The organism is Rhizobium sp. 9140, assembly GCF_900067135.1.
In the GTDB taxonomy this organism is placed as follows: Bacteria; Pseudomonadota; Alphaproteobacteria; order Rhizobiales; family Rhizobiaceae; genus Ferranicluibacter.
This window is the reverse complement of the sequence record NZ_FJUR01000001.1, coordinates 908,472-924,346: the sequence shown is the minus strand read 5'-3', so window position 1 is coordinate 924,346 and position 15,875 is coordinate 908,472. Positions and strand designations below refer to the sequence as shown.

The window sequence follows — 15,875 nt, the reverse complement described above, 5'->3', positions numbered from 1 at the left end:
GTCATGCCCGGCTGCTAGCAGCGGCGAGGATTTATCCGAGGCCTTCCGTCCGGATGGCCTTCCGTCCCTGCAAGAGGCACAAACGATGAAACCTTCCGTTCTCACATCCGTCCTGGGGGCCTTTCTGGCCGCCACCACCCTCGCCGCCACGACCACCCCGGCCCATGCGGAAAAGACCAAGTTCGAATTCTGGTACGGCCTGACGGGCGATCTCGGTGAACGCGTGCAGGAAGCCTGCTCGAAGTTCAACCAGTCGCAGGGCGACTTTGAAATCGTCTGCACCTCGCAGAACGCCTATGACACCACGCTCCAGAATACGATTGCCGCCTATCGCTCGAAGAAGCAGCCCGCGATCACGCAGATCTACGATGCCGGCACGCTGGACCTGATGCTGTCCAAGGCCTTCATTCCCGCCAAGACGCTGATGGCCGATAATGGCTATACGATCGACTGGGACAACTATTTCGGCGGCATCGCCAATTACTATGCGACGGCCGCCGGCGAGCTGAACTCGTTCCCGTTCAACTCCTCCACCGCCATGTTCTATTATAATGTCAGCGCCTTCGAGAAGGCCGGCATCGATTTCAAGCCGGACACCTGGGAGCAGGTCGAAGAAGCCGCGCGCAAGCTGAAGGCTGCCGGCTATGAATGCCCTATGGGCATGAGCTTCGACACCTGGGCGACGATGGAGCAGTTCTCGGCCATCCACAACCAGCCGATCGCAACGCAGGCCAACGGCTACAAGGGCCTCGATGCCGAAGTCGTCTTCAACAAGACGAAGTTCGTCGATCAGGTCAAGTTCCTGAAGAAGCTGGCCGACGAGAAGCTGGTGGTCATCAAGACCAAGCAACTCGGCATGGACGTCGTGCCCGCCTTCACCTCGCAGACCTGCCAGATGATCCAGTCGTCGGTCGCCGACCACGGCACGGTCGGCAAGACCCTGCCGGAAGGCGTCAAGTGGGATGTCGCCATGCTTCCGGTCTGGAAGGGCACCGAGCGGCAGAACTCGCTCGTCGGCGGCGCTTCGCTCTGGGTCATGGCCGGCCTTCCCGATGCCCAGTACAAGGGTGCCGCCGCGTTCCTCAACTATCTCGGCACGCCGGAAATGGCGCAGTGGTGGTCAACGGTCACCGGTTACATCCCCGTCACCAAGACCGGCTTCGACGCCATGAAGGCCAACGGCTTCTACGACAAGGCACCCTACAAGGGGCGCGAACTGGCCATCGCCAGCCTCACCTACACGCCGACCTCCGAGAACACCCGCGGCATCCGCCTCGGCGGCTTCACGCAGATCCGCAAGGAAGTCGGCACTGCGCTCGAAGCGATTTTCATGCAGAACGCCGACGTTCAGACGTCGCTCGACCAGGCTGCCGAGCGCAGCAACGCGATCCTGCGCCGCTTCGAAAAGACCTATGCCGGCCAGACGCTGAACTAAGCGCTCCCCCCCGTCATCGAGCCTGCCGCGCCCTGCGGCAGGCTTTCCTGCCGTCTGCTCACTTTCAGGTTTCCCTATCATGGACAAACGCGCCGTCTTCCGAAGCTGGTGGCTTCCGACCGCCTTCGCCCTGCCGCAGCTCGCGCTGATCGCCCTGTTCTTCTACTGGCCGGCCGTCGCCGTCGTCCGCTGGGCCTTCACGCTGGAGCCGCCCTTCGGCGGGTCTGCCGAGTTCGTCGGCCTTGCCAATTTCCGCGACGTGTTTGCCGATCCGCTCTATTGGAACTCGGTCGTCGTCAGCCTCACCTTCGCGCTGGCCGGCACGCTTTCCACCATCTTCATCGGCCTCGTGCTGGCGCTGGCCGTGGACCGGCAGCTGCCGGGCTCGGGCGCCGTCCGCTTTCTCTATATCCTACCTTACGCGATTGCCGGCCCCGCCGCGGGCATGGCCTTCCGCTTCATCCTGTCGCCCGAACGCGGGCTGATGGCCTCGGTCAATTCCGTCTCTCCCGATTTCTGGAATCCCGCGAAATACGGAAGCCACGCGCTGATCCTCGTCATCGTCGTGTTCGCCTGGAAATGGGCCGGCTACACCTTCATCTTCCTGCTGGCCGGCCTGCAGTCCGTGCCGAAATCGCTGACCGAAGCGGCCGCGATGGATGGCTCAGGACCGGTCCGCCGGGCGATCGACATCCAGATCCCGATGCTGGCGCCCACTTTGTTCTTCCTCACCGTCATCATGATGACCGAAGGTTTCGTCGGTGCCGACACTTATGGCATCGTCGCCCGCACGACGGATGGCGGCCCCAATCACGGCACCGACGTCATGGTCTACCGCATTGTCGAGGAGGCTTTCCGCGGCCTCAACTATTCCGGTGCTTCCGCCCAGAGCATCGTCCTCATCGGCCTCATCATGATCTTCACCTTCATCCAGTTCCGCTTCGTCGAGCGGCGCGTGCATTACAAGTGAGACGACCGTGATCCAGCGCACACCCTATGCCGACGCCTTCACCTACGTGCTGATGGCGCTTGGCTTTCTCCTTCTCCTCGGTCCCTTTGCCGTCATCGTCGCCGGCGCCAGCCAGACCGTGCAGCAGGTCAATGCCGTTCCCTTCAACTTCCTGCCGCAGAACCAGCTGATCGTGAATATCACCGCGGCCTGGCAGCGGGCGGATCTCGGCACGGCCATGCTGAACAGCTTCATCATGGCGAGCATCGTCACGTTCGGCAAAGTCGCGCTGTCGGCGCTCACCGCCTTCTCGATCGTGTTCTTCCGCACGCCGCTCAAGCACTTCTTCTTCTGGATCGTGTTCATTACGCTGATGCTTCCCCTCGAAGTGCGCGTGGTCCCGACCTATGCGGTCGCCGCCGACCTGTTCGAGCCGATCCGTCTTCTGATTGCCTGGATCACCGGCATCACGGTGTCGATCGAGTGGAACCTGCTGAACTCCTATGCCGGGCTGACACTGCCGCTGGTCGCAACAGCCACCGGCACCTTCCTCTACCGCCAGTTCTTCATGACCCTGCCCGACGAACTGGCCGAGGCTGCCCGCATGGACGGATCGGGGCCGGCGCGGTTCTTCTTCGACATGCTCATCCCCCTCTCGCGCACCAACATGCTGGCGCTGACCACCATCATGTTCGTCTACGGCTGGAATCAGTATCTCTGGCCGCTGCTGATGATCACCGATCCCGCCTACAAGACCACCATGATGTCGCTCGTCGCGTTGCTCCCGGCCGAGAACGGCACGCCGGACTGGAACGTGACGCTCGCCGGCTCGCTCATCATCATGCTGCCGCCGCTCCTTGTCGTCGCGATCCTTCAGCGCTGGTTCGTGCGCGGCCTCGTCTCCAGCGAGAAATGACATTCCGGCGCTGAAAAGCAGCCACTCCACACAGAAAGGCTTCACCCATGGCTGACATCACCATCCGGGCCGTCCGCAAATCCTACGGCAAGACCCAGACGCTGCACGGCATCGACCTTGCCTTCGCCTCGGGCGAGTTCGTCGTCATCCTCGGCCCCTCCGGCTGCGGCAAGTCCACGCTGCTGCGCATGATCGCAGGACTGGAAGACATCACCGGCGGCGAGATCGAGATCAACGGCCGCGTCGTCAACAAGCTCGAACCGCGCGAGCGCGGCTGCGCCATGGTGTTCCAGAATTATGCGCTCTATCCGCACATGACGGTCGCCGACAATATCGGCTATGCCCTCAAGGTCGCGGGTGTTCCCAAGGCCGAGCGCCGCACGCGCATTGCCGAAACGGCGAAGATTGTCGGGCTCGGCGACTATCTGGAGCGCAAGCCGGCGGCCCTTTCGGGCGGACAGCGCCAGCGCGTCGCCATGGCCCGCGCGATCATCCGCGAGCCCGGCGTGTTTCTGTTCGACGAGCCCTTGTCGAACCTCGACGCGACGCTGCGCGTCACCATGCGCGCCGAAATCCGCAAGCTGCATCAGCGCCTTTCGGCGACCTCCGTCTTCGTCACGCACGATCAGGTGGAGGCGATGACGTTGGCCGACAAGCTGGTCGTGATGAACAAGGGGCATGTGGAGCAGGTCGGCCAGCCACTCGACATCTATCACCGCCCGGCCAGCACCTTCGTCGCCGCGTTCATCGGCGCGCCGCCGATGAACCTCATGGACGCCCGTATCGACGCGTCCGCCGCGGTCGCCCGCCATGAACATCTGGCGATCCCGATCTCCTCCACCATGGCCGCCGCCCTTGCCGGCCGCGACGTGACGCTCGGTATCCGCCCGGAGGAATGCCGCGTGCTGCCGGCGGGCGAGGGCCTGCCGGCGCGGGTCGATTTCGTCGAGGAGCTCGGCTCGGGACGGATCGTCCATGCCGCCTTCGGCAGCCGCATCTTTGCAGCCGCCATCCCGCTTGATATCCGTGTGGCGTCCGGCGACCTGATCGGACTGGCCCTGCCGCCCGCACAGCTTCACGTCTTCGACCGGGAAACCGGACGTCGCCTCGACGTGACGCATTCGATAGGGCGATACGAGCCCGTCCGCCAGGCTGCGGAAGCCGTCTGACCGATACACATCATCGCGGCGGGTGTCGTCGCGATGGCAGACCGATTTCAACAGACGATGAGGACGAACCATCCATGAGCGACATCATTTCCGCCATTGGCTTCTGCAACCGCACCGGCAAGGGCGACCTCTCGGTGCTCGACGCCTCGCTGCGCGAGATCGCCGAGACCGGCGCCAATGCCTGCGAGATCGGCATCTATGCCGAGGAGATCATCGCCGGCGGCCGCATTATCGAGGACCGCACCCGGCGCGTCACCGATATCGTGCGTCCCTACGGCTTCCAGAAACTCTCCCTGCACGGGCAGATCATCTCCAACTTCATGGACCGCCAGCATCTCCACCTCCAGAAAAAGGTGGTGCGGGCGATGCTGGAGCTCTGCGACCGGCTCGGCGCCGGCATTCTCGTGCATCATTCGGGTGCCGCCCTTCTCGGCCCGGAGGAGAACGGGGCAGATCTCGACCGGATGGAGCGCGATGCGCTGGCCGAGATGGGAGAGGTCGCGCGCGGCTACGGCGTGCGCATCGTGCTCGAAAACATCTTCACGACCGAAAGCGGGCAATACCGCCAGACGCCGAGCCAGGTGGCCGAGACGGTGCGGGCCGTCGGCTCCGACAATGTCGTGGCGCTGATCGACTTCTCGCATGCCTATATCGAATCGACCTTCAAGGGCCTCGATTTCCGCGACCAGCTGCGCGCCATGGCGCCCGTCACAGGCCATCTACATGTCCATGACAGCTTCGGCCTGCCCTATACGAGGAAGACGTTCTACCACCCGGCGGAAGCCACGGCGCTTGGCATCGGCGACCTGCACCTGCCGATCGGCTGGGGCGACATCGCCTGGGAAGAGATCTTCTCCGAGCTGACCTTCCTGCCCGATACGACACTGATCATGGAAATCGATTCGGGCCGCTTCCTCGACCAGCAGCCGGCCTGCCTGCAGCAGGCCCGCAAGCTTGCGACGCTCGTCAACGACCGCGCAGCGGCCACGGCACGCGAAGCCCTGAGGGCCTGAATGTCGGGGCGGGCCTAGCCCGCCGTCAGCCCGTCGATCGCCGCAAGGATCCGCTCGATATCCTCAGGGCGGGACAGGCGGTGATCGCCGTCGCCGATGAGCGTCATGACGACGTCGTCGGCCGGCAGGTGTTCCATCAGCTTCAGGGCATGGGCAAAGGGCACATCCGGGTCCGCCATGCCTTGGAGGATATGGATCGGGCATCCCGTCTCGATCATGCCGGAGAGAACCACGTTCGCGCGCCCGTCCTCGATGAGCGCTGAGGTGAAGACGTTGGCATCAGGCCCATAGGGCGTCGGCTCCTCGAAATAGCCGCGCTCGGCCAACGAGGCCCGCTCGGCCTCCGTAAGGTTCGGCTCGATCAGCTCGACCGTGAAATCCGGCGCAGGCGCAATCAGCACGAGGCCGGCGAGGCGCTGCCCTTCACCCCGGGCGCGCAGGGTCTGCACGGCGCGCAGTGCGATCCAGGCGCCCATGGACGAGCCGATGAGGATCATAGGGCCACGGACGGTGTGGTCGATGACGGCAAGGCTTTCCTCCAGCCAGCGCGAGATCGTGCCGTCGCGGAAGGCGCCGCCGGATGCGCCATGGCCGGAGTAATCCAGCCGCAGGCAGGCGCATCCCGTCTCGCGTGCATGACGCTCGATCTCCACCGCCTTCGTGCCGCTCATGTCGGAGCGGTAACCGCCGAGCCAGACGAGGGTCGGCTTCGTCTCGTCGGTGGTGGGGTGAAGGATGTAGGCGATGCGCCGCCTGGCGCCGTCTTTTCCGACATCGAGGGTCTCCGGCTGGACAAGCTGGGGGGTAAGCGACATATCCGTTCCTTCCAAGACGACGTATTCTGGCCAAGGCGACGCAGTCGGCAAAGAGGTGGCCGAAAATCTTCTAAAACAGATTTTGCGGGCGCATGACAGGTGGTGATTTTCTTTCCGACCTGTGGTAAAGACGTCGCCTCAAACGATCCAGACAATCCCGCGGCCAGCGCCGCCTTCGGATCCTGCCTCGTCAGATATCAAACCGTCGTCAACAACTCGAGGAGAGTACGACCATTCGCAGACCTTTCAAAAATGATGCCCCGGTCAAGGACGGCCCCCGTTCCAACAAGGAGATCCGCGTTCCCCGGATCCAGCTGATTGATGCCGAGGGCGGCAACCAGGGCATCGTGCCGACCGATCAGGCACTCCGCATGGCAGAGGAAGCCGGCCTCGATCTCGTCGAGATCTCGCCGAACGCCGAACCGCCGGTGTGCAAGATCCTCGATCTTGGCAAGATGAAGTACGCGACCCAGAAGAAAGCCGCCGAAGCCCGCAAGAAGCAGAAGATCATCGAGATCAAGGAGATCAAGATGCGTCCGAACATCGACACCCACGACTACGAGGTGAAGATGCGCGCGATGAACCGCTTCTTCGAGGAAGGCGACAAGGTCAAGGTGACGCTGAAGTTCCGTGGCCGCGAAATGGCGCACCAGGAACTCGGCATGAAGCTTCTGCTTCAGGTCAAGGAAGACACCACGACCATCGCCAAGGTGGAAGCCGAGCCCAAGCTCGAAGGCCGCCAGATGATGATGGTGCTCGCACCGAGATAACCGTCCGGCCGGGACAGCTTTCGCGCATTTCCCGACCAACTTTCAAAAGCCGTCCGCGACATCGTGCCGGACGGCTTTTTCGTGCCGTTCTTCCGGGCGTGCCCTCATGGCGCCGGCGGATACACCCACGCATAGCGGAAATGATAGAGGTCGCCCGGCCGGCCGTAATGGTAGGGCAGCGCGATGTCATGCGCCTCGATCGGGTTCGGGGTGGCGCCGCCCGCGACGGTGCGGATATAGGCGTCGTGCCAGTCCTGCAACAGCGGCTCCATCGGCGCATCGGCCTTGCCCTCGTCGCGCCAGATCAACAGCAGCGGATGCCCGGCATCGAAGGCCACCGGCTGCTGGAAGGCCTCGTAGCCGGGGATCATGACCGGAATACCCGGCGCGTTGAGACGAAGGTTGCCGGCCATCTGCTGTTCGACGGTCGCGATCAGTGTCGGGCGGTGGCGCCCGGTCGCAAGGATAGCCTCGATCGCCGGCTGATAGGGAACGTTGATCTTCTTGTAGTCGCCGGTCAGCCGGGCCGCCGGCACGCGCGCGAAGAGAATCAGGGGAACGACGACCATGACGAGAAGGGCGATCCGGCCGAACTGTTTCGGCCCTGAACCGAGCGGCTGATCCAGAAGATCGATCTTCAGCGCGAGATAGACCGGCAGCAGGAAGAAGAACGGCGTCAGCCACCGATCCTTGATGTGGGAGGCACCGCCCACCACGACGAGCAGCACGAGCGCGGCGACGAGAATGAGAAGCATATGGCCGATCAGCCGCGACCAGGCGCTTTGCGTGCGCCAGGCGGCGCGCATCTGCCGGCCGAACACGGCGGCGAACACGCCGATCGTGACGAACGAAAAGGCGATCAGCGCCTGCGCAAGCGAGAGCAGACCGTCGCCGATCTGCTCCAGGCGGCTGATGTCGCGGTCCTGCATCAGCTTGCCGAGCGTCCGGTCCGTCGCCGTCTGGAGATGCTCGATGAACCACAGCCCATGCGGTGTCACGATGGCCACGGCGATCACGACCGTCAGAACCAGCCGCACATCGAACAGGCGGCGGCGAAACACGGGATCGCAGAGCACGGCGAGAAGGGCCGCAACGGGAAGCAGAACGAAATTATACTTAGCGATGACGCCAAGCCCGATCGCGAGCCCCGTCAGCGCATAATGGCCGGCGGTCGGCCGCTGCAAGGTCGCAACCAGCGCATAGACGAAAAGACAGGCGGCGAAGAGCACCGCCACCGTATGCGTCAGGTCGCGCTGCGCCTCGAAGACGATCTGCGGCACGGTCAGGAGCCCGAGCACAGCAATGACGACCAGAACAGGATTGCGGATGATCCGCGCTGCCGTCAGGCCCACCAGCCCGTAGCAGGCAAACAGCATCGCATTCTTGAGAAGCGACAGCGCCAGCACGCTATCCCCGAGCAGCTGGACGACACCATATTGCAGCCAGTTGTAGAACGGCGGCTGGCTGTCATAGCCGACGGCCAGCCACTGCGCGAGAAACAGCTGCTGCCCCTCGTCGAGTTCCAGCGAGGACGGCAGGGCCAGCCGGAGCGCGATATTGACGAGGAAATAGAGCGCAAGTAGCCCATAGAGCAGCCCGCGACGGCCCGACAATGCTTCGATCACCTCAGTCGTCCCGGCCGTGAATGCTGCGCACGATATAGTTGGTCTCCCCGACCTGCATCCGCGCCAGCATTTCCGCCACGATGCCGGTGGTGATCATCTGCACGGACGCGATGAAGAGCATGACGGCGGTGATAAACATCGGCCGGGTGCCGATATCCTGCCCCAGCACGAATTTCGCCCAGGCGAGATAGAGGAACATGAGACTGCAGACGGCACCGAAGACGAGGCCGATGGAGCCGAAGAACTGCGCCGGGCGCTGGCGAAAGCGCATGAAGAACAGCACCGACAGGAGATCGAGGAAGACGCGGAACGTACGCGATATCCCGTATTTGGATTCGCCGAACTGGCGCGGATAGTGGTTCACCACCATCTCGCCGATGCGCGATGTCGGTACGACGGTCGCGATCCAGGCGGGAATGAAGCGGTGCATGCCGCCGAGAATGCGGATCTGCCGGAGAATGTCGGTGCGATAGAGCTTCAGGCCGCAGCCGTAATCGTGAATGTGCACGCCGGTGATCTTGCGGATGAGGCGGTTTGCGAACCAGGACGGGATCAGCCGCAGGACCAGCCCGTCCTGACGCGCCTTGCGCCAGCCGCAGAGAAGATCGAGGCCGCGCTCTTCCAGAACGGCGACCATCCGCGGAATATCGTAAGGGTCGTTCTGAAGGTCGCCGTCGAGCGTGACAAGCAGGCGGCCACGCGCCACATCGATGCCCGCCTGCAGGCCTGCGGCCTTGCCGAAATTGCGCTGGAACTCGACGATCCTCAGATCGAGTCCCGGCCGGGCAAATTCCTTGCGGACATTGACGAGCGTCGCATCCGTTGAGCCGTCATCGACGATGATCAACTCCCAGGGCTTGCCGAAATCCTGCATCGCATCGCAGATCTTGTCGAAAAGCGGCGCAATGCTCTCTTCTTCGTTGCAGACCGGAATGAGGATCGACAGCTCGAGCTTGCCTGCGGCCTCGGCATCGCTCTCTGTCACTGACGTGGGTTCCCGCACCTGGCGCTCCGGATATATCTGGTTTTTCCCGCGCTTCCGTTATAGCAGGCGCACGCAGGGAGCAATCCAAAGCGCGCGGCGGCATGTTGCCGCTAAAACGGCCTTGGGGGACGAGAGCGTGCAAACGTCAGGAAAATACAACCCCATGCTGGTGACCACCCTTGGTGTCGTCGGTCTCTATGTCGCCTTTCTCCAGTGGTTTCTGGGATGGGGCGAGATCCTCTCGCGGTGGCGGACCGTCGGGCCTGGGACGGGCACGATGGCACTGGCGCTGCTCGTCGCGACCTATTTCATTCGCACCCACCGCATGCAGGACTATTTTCGCCACGAGACCCGCGGCCGCTTTCTCGCGCTGTTCCGCGTGACGCAGATCCACAATCTCCTCAACATCATGATGCCGCTGCGCACCGGCGAGACCAGCTTTCCCCTGTTGATGCGCTCCGAATTCGGCGTGCCGCTGGCACGCGGTGCCTCGGCGCTCCTCGTCCTGCGCCTGCTCGATCTTCATGCCCTCCTTGCCGCCGGCGGCATGGGGCTGGTCGCGACGTCCGGGCGACCCCTCGTCGCGGGGACGCTATGGGCGCTCTTTCTCGTGCTGCCCCTTCTCCTGTTTCCCTTGCGCAAAAGTGTCGTCAGGCTGGCGAAACGGTATCTTCCGGCAAAACTTGCACGGGTGCCGGCAAAACTTGCACGGGTCATCGACGAGATCGATGCCGGCATCCCCGCCGATCTCGGCGCTTTCGGCCGCGCCTGGTTTCTCACCGTCGTCAACTGGGGCATCAAGGTGGCCGTGCTCGCCTGGGTTCTCGCGCTGATGGGCGTGTGGCCGCTTTCGGCAAGCGTCGGAGGTGCGCTGGGCGGCGAGATCTCCTCGGTTTTGCCCGTCCACGCGCCCGCAGGGGTGGGCACCTACCCGGCGGGCATCGCGGCCGGTGCCGCCGCGCTCGGCGCATCCCGGGCGCCGGATGCGCTGGCGACGCTCGCCAGCGCCAGCGTCAACACGCACCTGTTGATCGTCGTCTCCGCCCTCGTCGGCACCGGGCTCTCGCTGATCCTGCCGTTTCTGGCGGGCGGGCGCCCCCGCGGATGAGAATCCCATGGCCGGACTGTTGCTCTTTGCCCGTCCTGCGGTTATAAGCCGCCGTCCGAACGGTCCGGCAGGGCATGCCGTGGCCGTTCTTTTACGCTCGAGGCGACCTCGTCAGTCACCTCACATAATCAGAATGGAGTAGCAAAATGCCCAAGATGAAGACGAAGTCCTCTGCCAAGAAGCGGTTCAAGATCACCGCGACCGGCAAGGTCGTAGCAGCTGCCGCCGGCAAGCGCCACGGCATGATCAAGCGGTCCAACAAGTTCATTCGCGACGCCCGCGGCACGATGGTTCTGGCCGAGCCCGATGGCAAGAAGGTCATCAAGAACTACCTGCCCAACGGTCTCTGAGACGTCTGGCACTATTGGATTTTAAGGAGATCATACCATGGCACGTGTAAAGCGCGGCGTAGCCGCTCACGCAAAGCATAAAAAAGTCCTCAAGGCAGCCAAGGGTTTCTACGGCCGCCGCAAGAACACGATCCGTGCAGCCAAGGCTGCCGTCGATCGTTCCAAGCAGTTCGCTTACCGCGACCGCAAGGTCAACAAGCGCAATTTCCGCGCGCTCTGGATCCAGCGTATCAACGCTGCCGTCCGCGAGCATGGCTTGACCTACGGCCGCTTCATCGACGGCCTGAACAAGGCCGGTATCGAAGTCGACCGCAAGGTCCTGTCGGACATGGCCATCCATGAAGCCGCCGCTTTCGGCGCGCTCATCGAAGCCTCCAAGAACGCCCTGTCCTACCTCAAGGACGCCGGCACGAAGAACGAGTTTGAAAGCGCGGTCAAGTAAGCCAGCGCTTCCCTGACGACTGAAGACTTTGGGAAACCCGCGCTGGCAGGCTAGCGCGGGTTTTTTCCGTTTTTGAACACGCCCCATCGACAAGCCAGAAGACGAAGGCAGAAGACGAATGAGCGACCTCGACACTTTGCAAAGCACTCTTCTCGGCGAGATCGCCTCTGCCGGCAGCGAGGCCGCGATCGAGGCGGTGCGCCTCTCCGCGCTCGGCAAGAAGGGCTCGATTTCCGAACTGCTGAAGACGCTGGGTACGATGACGCCGGAGGAGCGCCAGACGCGCGGCGCGGCCATCAACGCGCTGAAGGGCGTGATCGGCGAGGCGATCTCGGCCCGCAAGGCGGACCTCAAGGATGCGGCGATTGCCGAGCGTCTCGCCCGCGAAACCGTGGATGTGACCCTGCCGGTGCGCGCTTCGCCTGCCGAGCGCGGCCGGATCCATCCGATCAGCCAGATCACCGACGAGATCACCGCGATCTTCGCCGATATGGGTTTCTCGATTGCCGAAGGACCCGATATCGAGACGGACTATTACAATTTCACCGCGCTGAATTTCCCGGAAGGCCATCCCGCCCGCGAAATGCACGACACGTTCTTCTTCCCCCCGGATGAAACCGGTGCGCGAAAAGTGCTGCGCACGCATACCTCGCCCGTGCAGGTGCGCACGATGGAGGCGCAAAAGCCGCCGATCCGGATCATCATTCCCGGCAAGACCTACCGTCAGGATTCCGACGCGACCCATTCGCCGATGTTCCATCAGGTCGAAGGCCTCGTGGTCGACACCAAGGCGAACGTCGCCAACCTGCGCTGGGTGCTGGAGGAGTTCTGCAAGGCCTTCTTCGAGGTCGACAGCGTCACCATGCGCTTCCGCCCCTCCTTCTTCCCCTTCACCGAGCCGAGCTTCGAGGTCGATATCCAGTGCGACCGTTCGTCGGGGCCGATCGTCAAGTTCGGCGAGGGCACCGACTGGATGGAAATCCTCGGCTGCGGCATGGTGCATCCGAACGTGCTGCGCGCGGGCGGTCTCGATCCCGACGTCTACCAGGGCTTTGCCTGGGGCATGGGCCTCGACCGCATCGCCATGCTGAAATACGGCATGCCCGACCTGCGCAACTTCTTCGACGCCGACGTCCGCTGGATGTCCCATTACGGCTTCCGCCCGCTCGACATGCCGACGCTGTTCGGCGGGTTAAGCGGCTGATTTAATCGTGGCCACAAACTGATATGTGTGATAAGATATGGAACTGGAGTGGGACGAGGAAAAGCGACAGAAGAACCTGCGGGAGCGGGGAATCGATTTCGCGTCCGCGGCTGCGATGGATCCGTCATCGGCTCTTACCGCCATCGACAGCCGCTCCGATTACGGCGAGATGCGCTTCCTCGTCTTTGGGTTCATCGAGGCGCGCCTTCATGTTCTCTGCTGGACGCCGAGAGACGGCAGGATGCGGGTCATATCTTTAAGGAAAGCCAATGAGCGTGAACAGAAAGCCTATTTCGACGCTTCCGGACCACCTTCCGCCTCTCACTGACAAAGACGGCGAGGTTCGCGAGATCACGGCCGAAGACCTGCAGCATTTCCGCCCCATGAAGGACGCCTTACCGGACATTCTCGATGCTCTGGAACGATCTCGCGGCCATCGGGGACCGCAGAAGGAGCCGGTAAAGGAACGTATCGGGCTCAGGCTCGATCACGCTGTGGTCGAGCATTTTCGCCGGACCGGACCGGGCTGGCAGAGCCGGATCAATGCCGTGCTGGCGGCGCATGTGAAGGCAGACAAGAATTCTTGATATCCGGGCCGGGACCGGCCGCGAAGGAAACATGGCATGAAATTCACACTCTCCTGGCTCAAGGACCACCTTGATACCGACGCCTCGCTCGACGAGATCTGCACGCGGCTGACGGCCATCGGGCTTGAGGTCGAGGATATCGATGACAAGGCGGCGTTCCGGCCCTTCGTCATCGCCAGGGTCCTGTCGGCCGAAAAGCATCCCCAAGCCGACAAGCTGAAGGTGCTGATGGTCGATATCGGCACGGAAAAGCCCGTGCAGGTCGTCTGCGGCGCGCCGAATGCGCGCGAGGGGCTCATCGGGGCTTTCGCAGCACCCGGCGCCTATGTTCCCGGCATCGACGTGACGCTGTCCGTCGGTAATATTCGCGGCGTGGAAAGCCGGGGCATGATGTGCTCGGAGCGTGAGTTGCAGATGTCCGACAGTCATGACGGCATCATCGATCTGCCGGCGGATGCGCCGGTCGGCTCGAGCTTTGCCGCCTATGCCGGGCTCGACGATCCGGTCATCGAGATCAACCTGACGCCCAACCGGCCGGATTGCACCAGCATTCACGGCATCGCCCGCGATCTCGCAGCGTCGGGCCTCGGCACGCTCAAAGCTCGGCCGGCACCCACCTTTTCTACCGATGGCGAAACGCCGGTCGAGGTCCGCCTCGACCTCGGCGCGGACGCCCATCTCTGCCCCGGCTTCTCGCTGCGGCTCGTGCGCGGCTTGAAGAACGGGCCGAGCCCGGCCTGGATGCAGAAGCGGCTGCTCGCCATCGGCCTGCGCCCCATCAACGCGCTGGTCGATATCACCAACTACATGACCTTCGACATGGGCCGGCCGATGCACGTCTTCGATGCCGCCAAGGTGAAGGGCGATCTCGTGGTGCGTCGCGCGGTGGAGGGCGAGACCATTCTCGCGCTCGACCAGCGGACCTATACGCTGACGCCGAACACGGTCGTCATTGCCGACGAGAACGGTCTGGAATCCATCGGCGGCATCATGGGCGGCGAGCATTCCGGCTGCGACGAGACCACCACGGACGTGCTGATCGAGTCGGCCCTCTGGGACCCGATGAACATCGCCCGCACCGGCCGTAGCCTCGGGATCATCACCGATGCGCGCTATCGTTTCGAGCGCGGCGTCGATCCGGCCTATATGGTGCCGGGGCTCGACCGCACGACGGAACTGGTGCTGGAACTGTGCGGCGGCACGCCGGCAGAGGCGCGTATCGTCGAGGGGTCGAAAACGGCTCCGAAGACCATCGATTTCCCGGTGTCCGAGGTCAAGCGCCTGACGGGGCTGGATGTCGGCACGCAGGAGAGCGTCGCCATCCTGCGCGGCCTCGGCTTCACCGTCGAGACCGGCGCGGAAGACGGACGGTTCAGCGTGACGGTTCCCTCCTGGCGTCCCGATGTGGATGGCAAGGCGGATCTGGTCGAGGAGGTCATGCGCATCCACGGGGTCGATCATATCAAGCCAGTCCCGCTCGAACGCGACGTCTCGGTCAACACGCGCATCCTCACCCCGTTGCAGATCCGCACGCGGCTGGCCAAGCGGGCGCTGGCCGCCCGCGGCATGCTGGAGGCCGTCACGTGGTCGTTCATTCCGAAGGCGCAGGCGACCCTGTTCGGCGGCGGCGCTCCGGCGCTCGCCCTGTCGAACCCGATTGCGGCGGATATGTCGGACATGCGGCCCTCGCTGCTGCCCGGCCTGCTGACGGCGGCCCAGCGCAATGCCGACAAGGGCTATGGCGACGTCGCGATCTTCGAGGTGTCCGGCACCTATGAAAACGACCGGCCCGAGGGGCAGCGTCGCGTGGCGGGCGGCATTCGTCGCGGCACGGCGAGCCTTGCCGGTGCCGGCCGCGCCTGGTCGAATGCCGGCCGCGGCGGCGGCAAGCCGGTGGATGTCTACGACGCCAAGGCCGATGCGCTGGCGGTGCTCGAAGCCTGCGGCGTGCCGATGGCCAATGTGCAGATCGAGGCGGGCGCACCCGGCTGGTTCCATCCGGGCCGCTCCGGCACCATCAAGTATGGCCCGAAGATCACGCTCGGCCACTTCGGCGAATTCCACCCGAAGACGCTGGAAGCGCTGGATGTCTCAGGCGCGCTCGCCGGCTTCGAGGTGTTCGTGGATGCCCTGCCCGAGCCGAAGAAGAAGGCGACCCGCACCAAGCCCGCGCTCGAACTGTCGCCGTTTCAGGCCGTAAAGCGCGACTTCGCCTTCGTGGTGGATCGCACGGTCGAGGCGGCGTCTATCGTGAAGGCGGCGTCGGGCGCCGATCGCAAGCTGGTGACGGGCGTCACCGTCTTCGACGTCTTCGAGGGCGCATCCCTCGGCGAAGCGAAGAAATCGGTCGCCGTCGAGGTCGTCATCCAACCGGCAGACCGGACGCTGACGGACGAGGATTTCGAGGCCCTGACCGCCAAGATCGTCGCCAATGTCACGAAGACCACGGGCGGCGTGCTGCGCGGATAAGCACGGTGCCACAGCGCGGTCGCCAACCCGCCGTTATG

15 protein-coding genes are annotated in these 15,875 nt (G+C 63.8%); 12 read left to right on the top strand and 3 right to left on the bottom strand.

Features of this window, described 5'->3' with window-relative positions; all coding sequences use genetic code 11:
* The first annotated feature begins 85 nt into the window (after positions 1 to 85).
* The 5 genes from GA0004734_RS04185 (at position 86) to GA0004734_RS04165 (ending at position 5,482) form a co-directional block, all read left to right on the top strand.
* Entirely contained in the window at positions 86 to 1,435 is a 1,350-nt protein-coding gene (locus tag GA0004734_RS04185; RefSeq protein ID WP_092931446.1) for an extracellular solute-binding protein, read from the top strand.
* 79 nt (positions 1,436 to 1,514) lie between these two features.
* Entirely contained in the window at positions 1,515 to 2,405 is an 891-nt protein-coding gene (locus GA0004734_RS04180) for a carbohydrate ABC transporter permease (protein WP_092931444.1), read from the top strand.
* 7 nt (positions 2,406 to 2,412) lie between these two features.
* Positions 2,413 to 3,300, top strand: coding sequence for an ABC transporter permease subunit (locus GA0004734_RS04175; RefSeq protein ID WP_092931442.1), 888 nt, complete (start codon positions 2,413 to 2,415; stop codon positions 3,298 to 3,300).
* A 47-nt stretch (positions 3,301 to 3,347) separates the two neighbouring features.
* On the top strand, positions 3,348 to 4,469 hold the full coding sequence (locus tag GA0004734_RS04170; RefSeq protein ID WP_092931440.1) for a sn-glycerol-3-phosphate import ATP-binding protein UgpC: 1,122 nt from the start codon (positions 3,348 to 3,350) through the stop codon (positions 4,467 to 4,469).
* A 74-nt stretch (positions 4,470 to 4,543) separates the two neighbouring features.
* Positions 4,544 to 5,482, top strand: a complete 939-nt coding sequence (locus GA0004734_RS04165) for a sugar phosphate isomerase/epimerase family protein (RefSeq protein ID WP_092931438.1) — start codon at positions 4,544 to 4,546, stop codon at positions 5,480 to 5,482.
* A gap of 14 nt (positions 5,483 to 5,496) precedes the next feature.
* On the opposite strand, the gene GA0004734_RS04160 is transcribed toward GA0004734_RS04165, so the two are convergent.
* Complete coding sequence (locus GA0004734_RS04160; protein ID WP_092931436.1) at positions 5,497 to 6,297, bottom strand: alpha/beta hydrolase; 801 nt, start codon at positions 6,295 to 6,297, stop codon at positions 5,497 to 5,499.
* Between the two features lie 233 nt (positions 6,298 to 6,530).
* Between GA0004734_RS04160 and infC the strand changes: the two genes are divergently transcribed.
* The gene (gene infC, locus GA0004734_RS04155) at positions 6,531 to 7,067 is read left to right on the top strand and encodes a translation initiation factor IF-3 (protein ID WP_092931434.1); all 537 of its coding nucleotides are present in this window, start codon (positions 6,531 to 6,533) and stop codon (positions 7,065 to 7,067) included.
* A gap of 104 nt (positions 7,068 to 7,171) precedes the next feature.
* Here the strand turns inward: infC and GA0004734_RS04150 are convergent, their stop codons facing one another.
* A complete protein-coding gene (locus GA0004734_RS04150) occupies positions 7,172 to 8,692 on the bottom strand; it encodes a glycosyltransferase family 39 protein (protein ID WP_175386214.1) in 1,521 nt (506 codons plus the stop codon).
* A gap of 1 nt (position 8,693) precedes the next feature.
* Positions 8,694 to 9,677 (bottom strand): glycosyltransferase family 2 protein, encoded by a 984-nt coding sequence (locus GA0004734_RS04145; protein ID WP_245292334.1) that lies wholly within the window; start codon positions 9,675 to 9,677, stop codon positions 8,694 to 8,696.
* 163 nt (positions 9,678 to 9,840) lie between these two features.
* Between GA0004734_RS04145 and GA0004734_RS04140 the strand changes: the two genes are divergently transcribed.
* The 6 genes from GA0004734_RS04140 to pheT all read left to right on the top strand — a co-directional run bounded on the left by GA0004734_RS04140 (position 9,841) and on the right by pheT (position 15,837).
* Positions 9,841 to 10,785, top strand: a complete 945-nt coding sequence (locus tag GA0004734_RS04140; RefSeq protein ID WP_092931428.1) for a lysylphosphatidylglycerol synthase domain-containing protein — start codon at positions 9,841 to 9,843, stop codon at positions 10,783 to 10,785.
* 146 nt (positions 10,786 to 10,931) lie between these two features.
* On the top strand, positions 10,932 to 11,135 hold the full coding sequence (rpmI, locus tag GA0004734_RS04135) for a 50S ribosomal protein L35 (RefSeq protein ID WP_029620731.1): 204 nt from the start codon (positions 10,932 to 10,934) through the stop codon (positions 11,133 to 11,135).
* Between the two features lie 37 nt (positions 11,136 to 11,172).
* Complete coding sequence (gene rplT, locus GA0004734_RS04130; RefSeq protein WP_062595423.1) at positions 11,173 to 11,577, top strand: 50S ribosomal protein L20; 405 nt, start codon at positions 11,173 to 11,175, stop codon at positions 11,575 to 11,577.
* A gap of 118 nt (positions 11,578 to 11,695) precedes the next feature.
* The gene (gene pheS / locus GA0004734_RS04125; RefSeq protein WP_092931426.1) at positions 11,696 to 12,781 is read left to right on the top strand and encodes a phenylalanine--tRNA ligase subunit alpha; all 1,086 of its coding nucleotides are present in this window, start codon (positions 11,696 to 11,698) and stop codon (positions 12,779 to 12,781) included.
* Between the two features lie 269 nt (positions 12,782 to 13,050).
* Positions 13,051 to 13,368 carry a BrnA antitoxin family protein gene (locus GA0004734_RS04115; protein WP_092931422.1) on the top strand — a complete coding sequence of 106 codons (318 nt, stop codon included), beginning with the start codon at positions 13,051 to 13,053 and terminating at the stop codon, positions 13,366 to 13,368.
* A gap of 36 nt (positions 13,369 to 13,404) precedes the next feature.
* A complete protein-coding gene (gene pheT / locus GA0004734_RS04110) occupies positions 13,405 to 15,837 on the top strand; it encodes a phenylalanine--tRNA ligase subunit beta (RefSeq protein ID WP_092931420.1) in 2,433 nt (810 codons plus the stop codon).
* The last annotated feature ends 38 nt before the right edge of the window (positions 15,838 to 15,875 follow it).

Coding starts and splice junctions, on each gene's coding strand:
- GA0004734_RS04185 (WP_092931446.1), top strand. CDS start 86: ATGAAACCTTCCGTTCTCACATCCGTCCTGGGGGCCTTTCTGGCCGCC.
- GA0004734_RS04180 (WP_092931444.1), top strand. CDS start 1,515: ATGGACAAACGCGCCGTCTTCCGAAGCTGGTGGCTTCCGACCGCCTTC.
- GA0004734_RS04170 (WP_092931440.1), top strand. CDS start 3,348: ATGGCTGACATCACCATCCGGGCCGTCCGCAAATCCTACGGCAAGACC.
- GA0004734_RS04165 (WP_092931438.1), top strand. CDS start 4,544: ATGAGCGACATCATTTCCGCCATTGGCTTCTGCAACCGCACCGGCAAG.
- GA0004734_RS04160 (WP_092931436.1), bottom strand. CDS start 6,297: ATGTCGCTTACCCCCCAGCTTGTCCAGCCGGAGACCCTCGATGTCGGA.
- GA0004734_RS04140 (WP_092931428.1), top strand. CDS start 9,841: ATGCTGGTGACCACCCTTGGTGTCGTCGGTCTCTATGTCGCCTTTCTC.
- rpmI (WP_029620731.1), top strand. CDS start 10,932: ATGCCCAAGATGAAGACGAAGTCCTCTGCCAAGAAGCGGTTCAAGATC.
- rplT (WP_062595423.1), top strand. CDS start 11,173: ATGGCACGTGTAAAGCGCGGCGTAGCCGCTCACGCAAAGCATAAAAAA.
- pheS (WP_092931426.1), top strand. CDS start 11,696: ATGAGCGACCTCGACACTTTGCAAAGCACTCTTCTCGGCGAGATCGCC.
- GA0004734_RS04115 (WP_092931422.1), top strand. CDS start 13,051: ATGAGCGTGAACAGAAAGCCTATTTCGACGCTTCCGGACCACCTTCCG.
- pheT (WP_092931420.1), top strand. CDS start 13,405: ATGAAATTCACACTCTCCTGGCTCAAGGACCACCTTGATACCGACGCC.